This is a genomic window from Nodularia harveyana UHCC-0300, assembly GCF_034931085.1.
Lineage (GTDB): Bacteria > Cyanobacteriota > Cyanobacteriia > Cyanobacteriales > Nostocaceae > Nodularia > Nodularia harveyana.
This window is the reverse complement of the sequence record NZ_JAYGHG010000023.1, coordinates 69,312-79,468: the sequence shown is the minus strand read 5'-3', so window position 1 is coordinate 79,468 and position 10,157 is coordinate 69,312. Positions and strand designations below refer to the sequence as shown.

The window sequence follows — 10,157 nt, the reverse complement described above, 5'->3', positions numbered from 1 at the left end:
AATTGAGATGTTTTTCTCAAGATGTGCTGCAACTATTTTTTCTCTAAGATCGACAGAGTATGACTTCATTTAAAAATATTTATATTTTAATCTAGTGTACCTCATTACAGACGCAAGTGCTGTATCTACGGGATAACCACCATGAAAACGTAAAACTCCGGGTTTAGTTTTTTTCTGTTTTTTCCCAGCAATTATTTCTTCTACTTCTCCACCACAATAGTCAAGCAATTTATCAGGTGCAATTTGCTGACAAGCGCGTAAAAATGCACCTTTCATGCTTGAACCTGGATAAAAAGGTATACCTTTTGCACCAATTACAGGTCTAATTATGCCTTCATCTTGCCCAGAGTTTGTAACAAAACGCCAACTTTGAGTGTATTCCCAAGTGTGAATATTAGCACCAAATTGAGGTATTTTTACTGGGGTTTGCTGTGGTTTCTGTTTCCATTTAGGGACATTTTCATCTGGTGCTTTAGGAACAGGGGGACATCCTTTTAACCATTGATTTAGCCATTTGGAAGCTTGTTGGTCTTCTTCTTGTTGTCCTCGACCTCCAGCATACTGGATTTTTCCCCTATCCTCGATTTGGGCGCGGTACATCAAAGGTACTAAGTCACTATCGCTCATTTTCTTGTTCTCCTTAATTATCGTCTTCAGTTGCGTTATTCCGAGTGGGTTTATATCTCTGCGTCCACCACACCATACAGTCACATAATTGCGTTAAAATCGCTAATGTAACCTTGCGGTAGGCGAGGGGAAACACTTCTGAGTTCCATAAATCTTGGGCGTTATTCGGAACTGTAATCTCAGCTTGTGCCATAATTTCTACAAGTTTATTCCAAGTTTCTTCCCAATATGCAGATTTACTCCCATCTAAACGTAAATGTTCTCCCCAAAATCGTTCTAATCCATAAGCAACAGTAGTACGCATTTTATGGACTTGATTCACGGTTTCTTTATCTTCGCTACGATAGTTATAAACTAAATCATGAGCAGCTTTATCGAGGCTAAAATCTTCCCAAGACATATATTAATTTCCTGTATTACTGTTAATTTTGGTGTTGACATGAATATTAAACAATGAGATTTCACAATGACCAAATCCCACTGATTCTAGTCCTCCTAAATAAATATCATCTTTAGTTTTTTGTCGAGGAAAAGGTTCCCACTGTCCGCCATCTTTATCTTTTTTTAATCCAATGGGAAAAGCTAAAATGGTTTCTTCTGGTAGTGCTTCAACTCCAAAAAAAGCCTTTTCAGCATTACGTTTTTGGTCTTTTTCTAAAGCAACACGACTTTGGCGGTATAATGCCATATCGTGAATCATGGAAATTTCATCATCAGCAACTACGACTGCTGGAAGTTCTTCATGATCTGGAAACCAATTGGATAAGTTGTCATGATGTTCAATAGTTAAAAAACCAAAATTGAAGAACAGTTTGTTATTTGGTAAAGGTGTGAGGGATTGCGATCGCGTATATTTTTCAGGTACAATATCTTCTAATCCAGCTATTCTTTTGTAACGTTTGAGTAAACGCGGACAACTCACCCAAACAATTGGTTGTCCAGGACAAAATACAGGTAGCCAAACAATGGAAGCATATTCAAACTTAACTAATGACTCTGTTGTGCGGTCAGAAAAAGTACGGTCAACTGTATCAGTTTCGTTACTATTTGCTACATCATTACCGTACCACTTCCTGACTTGTTTTTCGTCTTCTCCATCATTTTGGCGCATTTCTGCACGCAGTCTTCCCCGAATTGAACTACCAGGAATAATCCCTGTTTGGGTAAATTGGTCGCGGAAAATTAAGTTTAAATTTCCCCTCTCTTCGCCGGCTGTTGCTCCCACATGAAGGGGTGCTAAGGTTTTAATGATTCCGTAAGCTTGATGATACATTAAATTAGTTACTTCTGGTTTTTTGGACTGTCTCACGCAGAGACGCAGAGACGCGGAGAATAAGAGATTTTAAGATGGAATTTTTAATCAACTCCTGTAATAGCTAGAGGTAAACATAAACCACATCCCAGTTGTTTGAGATAAAATCCTTCGTTGGGAAACCACTCATTGGGAAACCCTGATTCATTGATAAATTCTAATTCATCAGGAAATCCTGGTTCTTTTCTATCCCCCCACCAAGATTTATTTAAAGGTTCGTCAAATACGTAAACCGTACCCGCAGGAACTGCATAACGTCCCCTTCCTAAACGTCCCCTTCCTTTGTTATCTCCAACGCGGTAACGGTAGGGAGATGGTTTATCAGTGAGAATATGACTTGGTTGAGGAAATGTTGTATGCTGTGGATCGGGATAGCGACGCGAAAACCGAGTTGAACCCCATACTCCTGGTGTAATTAATGCACAGCTACGTTGAATTTTTTGTTTTAATAACTTTACTATCCAACTGTCATCTGTAAGTTCCATTGAGCTAATTTCTACTAGATGATTTTCACCACCAAAACAATACCAACCTTTGGGTAGTTCGTGGGTGGATAAATATACTAAACAGGTTTCTAGCTTCTCATTATCACGAGTATGATATCCCATTTGGACTGAGTTTTCTAGAAATAATCCCCCCTTTTGTTGCACACAACGCTGATCTTTTTCTAACTTTGGATGTAATATAGATGTATATTTCCAAGGGTCTTTTGCAGTACCACCATTAATGAGGAGAGTTTCCGCAGAATCTTCCCAATAATTAATAGTTTGCCAGCGAGAATCCGGTTCTATCTCTTTTGTTTCTTCGGAACGATACCATTTATCATCACGAATTTCCCATTCGTCTGTTTGGTTTTCCTCTTGATTGATAATTTTCGTCCAAGGAATGGGAAGATAAAAATATTCAGGATTATCTAATTCTGCCCAAAAAGGACCTGCAACGTGTAACTCTTTCAACTCTTCATGGTTGATAAATTGTTCGGTTTTATTAGCACCAAAAAACAAGCCAGATAATGTATACGCATCAGGAGGAAATTTGGCTCCAGAACGTCCTACCAAGTCATCTGGGGATAAAAATGCTCCTGCACTACCATAGAGAAATCCCAAGGGATTAATAATTATTAAATATCTGTACATAATTGCCACCCTACATTAATTAAGTCATTAATCCAGGAAATTATTTCTAAATAAGAAGCATTTCCACCCACAATATGAGAGCTATGATTAATTAAATAATCTCTATTTTGAAAATAAATATCAAATAAAGCTAAAGCCAATGTATCATCTATATTTTGTTTGTTTGGGTCTAAATCAATGGCATGACGTGCTTTAAGTTGAGCTAAATCACTATAAATATGGTTCCAATTTGGTTTATATTTTTCATCCCAACCTCTGCGTTCCCATTTCTCATGGGTATTACCATTTCTGTCTTGGTATTTTTTTAAAATATGCAAATAGTTCCAAGGACAAGTCCACTGCACATATTGACCACTATTGAATAAAACTCGAATTGTGATGCGATCGCGTCCACGATATTTTGCTAATTTTTCAGCTTCCCGACAATGTTGCAATACATCTCTCTGGGGTACACTTCCCGCAACCCACACAAACCCTACACTGAGACTTATCGGTTGTTGATGTTGATTCCACCGATTATCCAAAGTCATCAACCACTCATAAGCAGTAAAAGCAGGAATTGGGTTTTGCGGTTTGGGACTGTAAATCACTCCCAGAAAATCATCACCACCTGCATAAATCACTCGTCCCCGTATTCCTGAGACATTATTAGTGAAATTTCGGGTAAATTCATGTCCCCAATTCCGCATGGCTTCGCTAAAATTTTTTAAACCAATATCACCTTCATTTTCTGCAATAGTTTGTAGATGATTACCAACCTTATCTCCATCCCCCATAAACCAACCCGTCCACTGTCCAGGTGTGTTTGTCTCTCCATCGGGTTTACGCTGGATTTCTTGAAATCCTCTAGTTAAGGATGACATCCCAAAACGTCTAGCAATGTCAGGTAATGTCACCAAACGCTTAGTTAGTTCAGGGATGCTGAGTTTTTCCCTGGGGTCAATAAATTTACCTTCAATTTCGGATTTTGCCGTGCTTTCGGTTATTGTTGCAAGTTCTGTGTAAAACTCCTCTATTTTCTCCTTTTCAGCTTTATAACTAATATTCATCGGGTTGCGTTCTATTCCACCCAATCCCGGAAATGCTATACCATCAGTACCCGTAAGACTGGAACTTTCACCAATCCAGTTAATCGCAATCCAATCACGACTCAGCTTATTATTTTCTAGTTCTCTCATTACAGATGTGGGAGAATTTGCTTGCGCCCAAAATATTTCCCAACTATGATTAGCCCAACGATTCCAGTCGTCATCCCAGTAATAAGGCCCTAAATGTCGCAGGTTATCATTCAGCCATTGTCTACAGTGGTCGATTACTTCTTTCCACGCTGACAAAATTGTGTCTCTTGCTTGTTTCTCTGGAAAATTACCTTTAATTAGAATCCGGTTTGGTGTTCCCTGTTCAATGTTAGGACTACCAGGAGAAATCACTTCTAAACCCTCAAGGGTAGCAGCATCAATTATTTTTTTACTTAAATATGAAAGAAGTTCTGAAGCACCATATAAGTCTCTTAACTTCCGAGATTTTTCGATAAATCCCTGCACTGGTGCAAAGGTAATAGCAGTGTATGTATCTTTTGCTTCATCAGACATACTCTTACTTCAACACCTAAATAACTTGATCTATAACATCTAGCACCAGAAAATCGTATAATGAGCCACTTAAACGCCACCCAAAATAACTGATTTTCTTTATCTATGTAACAATGCGTAATTTAAAAGTAACAAAATAATAAGAAATGATTATCTTCTTACTTGTTAGTTTTTAACCCAACGCTGATAGTACCAAGTGTTGCAGAAATGACCTGAGTTGGAAACTGTTTTCATGCGAATGACGAAAAATATAGCAATCCGTTGAAATATAAGATAGAACCTCACCCTCAATCCATCTCCTTAGTAATGAGAGGTAAGCCGGACATATAGTAACGCTTTATACTTAATTTGACCTACTTATTTATTGATGACTATTTCGAGAAGAGCGATGTCTCCGACGATGCTCCGCCTACGCACAACCATAAATCATTCACTCTTTCCCATTTCAGATTATGATAAATCTCTAGGCAAAAGTGCATCTTGAAAAATGCCAAAACGAGCAGATACCAGTACGAAAAGACTAATTAGCCTCGCACCGGACAATTGGGTACGATGGGTGACGGATATTCCCAATATCAAAGCCAATGAAATTTTATCGGGAGAATTTCAATGGATAAGTAGAGAAAGTGATGTATTAATCCGTGCTACAAGTCCAGAACATGGAGAATTTCTCGTATTAAATGAACTGCAATTACGCTACAGTTCTAAAATGCCTCGACGAGTGCGTTGTTATGCAGCACTGGCAGAAGAAAAATATGAATTACCGACTTACCCTGTACTAATTAATATTTTGCAGACAAGTGATGTAGAAATACCCACAAGATTTGCATCAAATATTGCAGGATTAACAGCAACCCAAGATTACCGCGTGATTAATTTGTGGGACGTTGATGTGAATATTCCCTTTCAACAATCTTTGCCATCATTACTTCCCTTTGTCCCAATTCTGAAAGGAGGAGGAAATGAGTCTACAATTAGGGAAGCATTGCAAATCTTACGTCGAGATGAAGACTTAAATCAACTGGAGACGGTTCTAGCCTTTTTTGCTACTTTTGTATTAGAAAGTGCGTTAGTTAAAGACATCATGAGGTGGGATATGGCAGTTTTACGAGAGTCACCTTGGTATCAGGAAATACGGCGAGAAGGAGAATCACAGGGAATAATATTGAGTATACGGACGAGTTTGGAAGCGAAGTTTGGTAATGAGGGTTTGGAATTAATGCCTCAAGTTTCTCAAATTAATGATTTGGAACAATTACAAGGAATTTTGCGAAGTGTGGTTTTAGCGAATAATCTTGAGGAATTACGGCAAACTTTTTCATAATTTTTCGTAAATCAATAGCTATTAAAAAAAATAACAAGCCCTCATCAATGTGAGGGCTTTTTTGTTTCCAATTATTCCGAATTAACCCAATCGGTGGGGACACAACCGAACAACAAACAAACAACGAAACCGAAGGTTTCCAATTATTCCGAATTAACCCAATCGGTGGGGATCTATTCAAAAACGCCTCCAAGGCGTTGAAGTGGGAGTTTCCAATTATTCCGAATTAACCCAATCGGTGGGGTGAATGGAGAACAAAAGTGGGTTAGGAGGACTTTAAGGTTTCCAATTATTCCGAATTAACCCAATCGGTGGGGCTAATGAGAACACAAGTCCGAGAAGTCGGACAAATGGTTTCCAATTATTCCGAATTAACCCAATCGGTGGGGAGTTCGTCTAGCAGCCCTTGCCCAGCAAAGGTTTCAGACCGCAAATCGACACACCTCTAAAAAAGATTGTACACCCAGCCGAAAAATTAATCAAACACATAGCTCAAACCCTTACACAGCAAGCAATCGACACACCTCAACGAAAAAATAAGGGTTTGGGCGATTTGCCGAGGTGTGTCGATAGTCATGTTACAAAAACGCATAAAATAGCTTCAAACCTAGATATAGCAAGACCGTCATTCGCATAAGCAATGTAAAATTATTATTTATACCCGACTAAAATGAAACATATACTGCGAATGTTTAACTTGATTCGCATATCTAAATAAATTAGGAAAATAACTATAAAATTATACCTTATATGTCAACGTCCCGACGCAAAACTCAACAGGCAGCTAAAACCGACTCCAAAGCCTACGCTCATTTTCTCATTGGCACACCAGGAAGCGGTAAATCTACCTTTGCAGAATTATTATGCAGTCTGGGAAATTACGAAATTATCTCTACTGATGAAATCCGCCAGGAATTATATGGTGACGCGACAATTCAAGGCCAATGGCAGACAATCGAAGCCACTGTTATTAACCGTATTTGTACTGCATTTAGTTTAGGAAAAAGTGTTATTTACGACGCTACAAATTATAAGCATTCCTTTCGCATGGACTTTTTACTCAAAGTCAAAACCCAACTTACACAATGGGAATTACCGCAACTCCAGTGGATTGGCTGGTACTTAAAAACTCCCTGGGAAATTTGCATTAGCTGGAATCAACAACGCCAACGCCAAGTTCCCCCAGAAATTATTAAAAATATGTATACAATACTGCAAGAGTCACCACCAATTACTGATGAAGGATTCGCCGTAGTCAATAATATTGATGTCAGTTCGCTCGACTTTTCCCCGCATCAAATTACTAAGTTAATTGCAGGTGTTCCCCGTCAAATTGTTAATTTTCAAAATCGTCATGCAAAAATTATACCCCATCGTTATAGTTATCTGCTAGATTTTGAGCGGTTGATGTATTTAATATGTTTAATTATTAACTATCCTGGTATTGGTGAGTTGCATTTAACTAAGCCTCAACTGTTAGAAAATATTTTTGGATATATTCCAGATTTTGCTAACTCCCTGGAAGAAATTACTGGTTTTATGGCGAAGATGCGGGGTGATATTTATGCTAGAAAAGATGCTGTGGCGGCTGATTTAGTATGGTTAGAAGCTGAGGGAATTATCAATAGTAATTTAAAAGTTTGTAGTGAAGATTTCCCGAAATTTGAGCCTGATGAGTTGATGTTTTTAAGTGCAACACACTCCTACTCAGACAAAAAAGTTTTTGGGCGGTTAATGGGGACAATCCGGTTTATTTTCCACTACCCTTTTTTAGCTGACATTGGTATAGGTAGTTTGAATACTTTACTTAGATCTCTTGAAAAAGAAGGGGTAATTAACAACTATCGTCAAGAGAAAGATAAAATTCGTAAAGATATTGAAAAAGTTTTAAAACCCTATAAAATATTACCTGAGTTTCCTATGCGTCATGGTTATTTTGCTGGTACAGGTATTCTTTCTAAACCAGAATTAATCAAGGTTTTTGATATTATTCAATCCCAAGCCAATAGTTTAAATGACCCCCAGGCTTTAGAAATCTACGAAATATTTAAGCAACGTTTGTTACAAACCCGTACTATTGAAAATACTGAAAATATTTATCCGGTGAGGGCGATCGCTAATAGTTCTATAGTAGATCCTAAGCATCTCCATAGTAGCGCTTTAAGTAATAATCTTTCACAGTTGGAGACGGCAATTGTGGAAGGAAGGCTGTTGGAGTTAAAACGGTTAGCAGGTGTGGGTAGATATGAAGGAGATGAAAAAGACTTTTTCTTTGCTTATCCATTGCAAATAATTTTCTCAAATTTGGCTTGGTATTTGGGTTATGAGTGCGTAAGTGGTGAAACTTCTGGTTTACTGCGCTTTGAACGTCTAGATAGATTGTTTTTGGGTAAACCTCAAAGTCAACAACGCAGCCGGGAAGCACAGGAAAAAGTGTTACATAAGTTACAACAATTATTTAAATCTGGTGCGGGAATGCATTTAGGAAATAGCAGTATTGACCAACAACAATTTCTCAGTACAGATAAACAAGAACGAATGCAAGTCTGTGTAATGGTGGAACTGTGGTTCAATGATCAGATTTATCCTTTTATTACCGAGGGGACAAAACGATTTGCAAACATGAAAATGTCTCCACCGCTTCAGAAGACAAGGAGTAATTTGTCTAAGTCTTTATTTTGTTTGACTAAAACAGGCGATCGCAATTTTCCCCATCGGTTTCAAGCAATATTTCCCAAGTGGACATTAGATGATTTTGATTTGCGGAGATGGATTATTGGGTTTGGTGGAAGTGTTAAGGTAGTAGCACCACAGGAGTTAGTAGAAAAGATCAAGGAAATAGGTCAAGGAATTGTAGCCAATTATGAAACTTAAGATATAGTTTCTATGGCTAAAGATACTTCAACGCTGACAAGATAGTTGCATAAGTATAGCAACCGCCAAGGTGGTTAGGACACAAACGGATCATAAAACCATTGTAATTAAAGAGTTTCAAGGCTTCCCCCTGCTCCCGGACACTGAGCGGCTTGTACTGAGCGAAGTCGAAGTAAGCCGAAGTGCTGCTCCCCTGCTCCCTGCTATATATACAAAGTGGGTTATCTGGCTTATTTATTTTCCAGAATCTATTGAGGAAAAACCTTCACAGTATCGCTAGGGACGGATACTTGCACTCGTGCGCCTATGGGTAAGGGGATATCTGCTATGGTGCGAGCGTGAATTTCTTTTCCGGAGGCGGTTTTTAAACAATAGAGATACTCGCGTCCTAAAAATCTGCGACTGTGGATAAATACAGGCGAATCATTAGCTGCTTCTAATGTTAAACCTTCTTGGCGAATCATGATTTCGCCGATGTCGTTGGTGTAGTGAACTGGTAACTCAAAATTACCTACTTCGGTTTCCCAGATATTACCTTGACGACGGGCGGGAAGGAAGTTAGCCTGAGTCACAAATTCGGCGACAAATCTGGATGCTGGATGAGTATAAATTTCTTCTGGTGTGTCTAGTTGTTCTAGGTGTCCTTGCTTCATCACACCGACTAAATCGGAAATTGCTAGTGCTTCTTCTTGGTCATGGGTGACAAAAATGGCTGAAGTCCCTGCGGCTTTAAGGATGTCTCGGATTTCTTCCCGTAACCGCAACCGGACTTGTATATCAAGGTTGCTGAGGGGTTCATCTAACAGCATGAGTTGGGGTTGGGGTGCTAGGGCGCGGGCGAGGGCGACTCGTTGCTGCTGTCCACCGGAGAGTTCGTAAGGATAACGCTTTTCTAAGCCTTGGAGGTTTACTAGTTCAATGACTTCGGTGATCCGTTTTTGGATTTGCTGTTTTGTGGAATTTCTTAACCCAAAGGCGACATTTTCGGCGACGTTTAAATGGGGAAACAATGCGTAGTCTTGAAAAACAATGCCGATGTCACGCTGTTCGGCTGGGACGGAAATAGAACCTTGGCAAACTATTTTACCGCCAATTTCAATTTGGCCTGATTGTGGGTTCTCAAAGCCCGCGATCATTCGCAACAAGGTAGTTTTACCACAACCAGAGGGGCCGAGCAATCCCAAGATATCCCCTTTTTGCAGTGTTAAGGATACGTTATCGACGGCGGGGGCGGCATTTTGGGAAAAGTGCTTGGTGACATTCTGTAATTGGACAATTGCTTGTTGCATAGT

General features: G+C 39.1%; 8 protein-coding genes and 1 CRISPR repeat array. Of the genes, 2 read left to right on the top strand and 6 right to left on the bottom strand.

What is annotated here, in order from left to right; all coding sequences use genetic code 11:
- Positions 1–69: 69 nt before the first annotated feature.
- From VB620_RS14130 to VB620_RS14110, 5 genes are all read right to left on the bottom strand, one after another.
- Positions 70–627 carry a hypothetical protein gene (locus VB620_RS14130; RefSeq protein WP_323196787.1) on the bottom strand — a complete coding sequence of 186 codons (558 nt, stop codon included), beginning with the start codon at positions 625–627 and terminating at the stop codon, positions 70–72.
- 13 nt (positions 628–640) lie between these two features.
- Entirely contained in the window at positions 641–1,027 is a 387-nt protein-coding gene (locus VB620_RS14125) for a hypothetical protein (RefSeq protein WP_323196786.1), read from the bottom strand.
- Positions 1,028–1,030: 3 nt separating this feature from the next.
- Complete coding sequence (locus VB620_RS14120; protein WP_323196791.1) at positions 1,031–1,900, bottom strand: RAMP superfamily CRISPR-associated protein; 870 nt, start codon at positions 1,898–1,900, stop codon at positions 1,031–1,033.
- 83 nt (positions 1,901–1,983) lie between these two features.
- A complete protein-coding gene (locus VB620_RS14115; RefSeq protein WP_323196785.1) occupies positions 1,984–3,075 on the bottom strand; it encodes a CRISPR-associated protein in 1,092 nt (363 codons plus the stop codon).
- Positions 3,060–4,667 (bottom strand): Cas10/Cmr2 second palm domain-containing protein, encoded by a 1,608-nt coding sequence (locus VB620_RS14110; protein ID WP_323196784.1) that lies wholly within the window; start codon positions 4,665–4,667, stop codon positions 3,060–3,062. Before VB620_RS14110 ends, VB620_RS14115 begins: the two co-directional genes overlap by 16 nt.
- A gap of 487 nt (positions 4,668–5,154) precedes the next feature.
- On the opposite strand from VB620_RS14110, the gene VB620_RS14105 reads away from it, so the two are divergent.
- Together VB620_RS14105 and VB620_RS14100 are read left to right on the top strand one after the other, a co-directional pair.
- Positions 5,155–5,991, top strand: coding sequence for an Rpn family recombination-promoting nuclease/putative transposase (locus VB620_RS14105; protein ID WP_323196783.1), 837 nt, complete (start codon positions 5,155–5,157; stop codon positions 5,989–5,991).
- Positions 5,992–6,054: 63 nt separating this feature from the next.
- A CRISPR array of direct repeats spans positions 6,055–6,380; the repeat unit is 36 nt; unit sequence GTTTCCAATTATTCCGAATTAACCCAATCGGTGGGG.
- Positions 6,381–6,741: 361 nt separating this feature from the next.
- Positions 6,742–8,865: a WYL domain-containing protein gene (locus VB620_RS14100; RefSeq protein ID WP_323196782.1), complete on the top strand. Its 2,124-nt coding sequence runs from the start codon at positions 6,742–6,744 to the stop codon at positions 8,863–8,865.
- A 248-nt stretch (positions 8,866–9,113) separates the two neighbouring features.
- Here VB620_RS14100 and VB620_RS14095 read toward each other — a convergent pair whose 3' ends face one another.
- The gene (locus tag VB620_RS14095; RefSeq protein WP_323196781.1) at positions 9,114–10,154 is read right to left on the bottom strand and encodes an ABC transporter ATP-binding protein; all 1,041 of its coding nucleotides are present in this window, start codon (positions 10,152–10,154) and stop codon (positions 9,114–9,116) included.
- Between the last annotated feature and the right edge of the window lie 3 nt (positions 10,155–10,157).

Bases quoted from the DNA above. Each gene is read 5' to 3' on its own strand.
- VB620_RS14120 (WP_323196791.1), bottom strand. From the start codon at position 1,900: ATGTATCATCAAGCTTACGGAATCATTAAAACCTTAGCACCCCTTCAT.
- VB620_RS14125 (WP_323196786.1), bottom strand. From the start codon at position 1,027: ATGTCTTGGGAAGATTTTAGCCTCGATAAAGCTGCTCATGATTTAGTT.
- VB620_RS14100 (WP_323196782.1), top strand. From the start codon at position 6,742: ATGTCAACGTCCCGACGCAAAACTCAACAGGCAGCTAAAACCGACTCC.
- VB620_RS14095 (WP_323196781.1), bottom strand. From the start codon at position 10,154: ATGCAACAAGCAATTGTCCAATTACAGAATGTCACCAAGCACTTTTCC.
- VB620_RS14130 (WP_323196787.1), bottom strand. From the start codon at position 627: ATGAGCGATAGTGACTTAGTACCTTTGATGTACCGCGCCCAAATCGAG.
- VB620_RS14105 (WP_323196783.1), top strand. From the start codon at position 5,155: ATGCCAAAACGAGCAGATACCAGTACGAAAAGACTAATTAGCCTCGCA.
- VB620_RS14110 (WP_323196784.1), bottom strand. From the start codon at position 4,667: ATGTCTGATGAAGCAAAAGATACATACACTGCTATTACCTTTGCACCA.
- VB620_RS14115 (WP_323196785.1), bottom strand. From the start codon at position 3,075: ATGTACAGATATTTAATAATTATTAATCCCTTGGGATTTCTCTATGGT.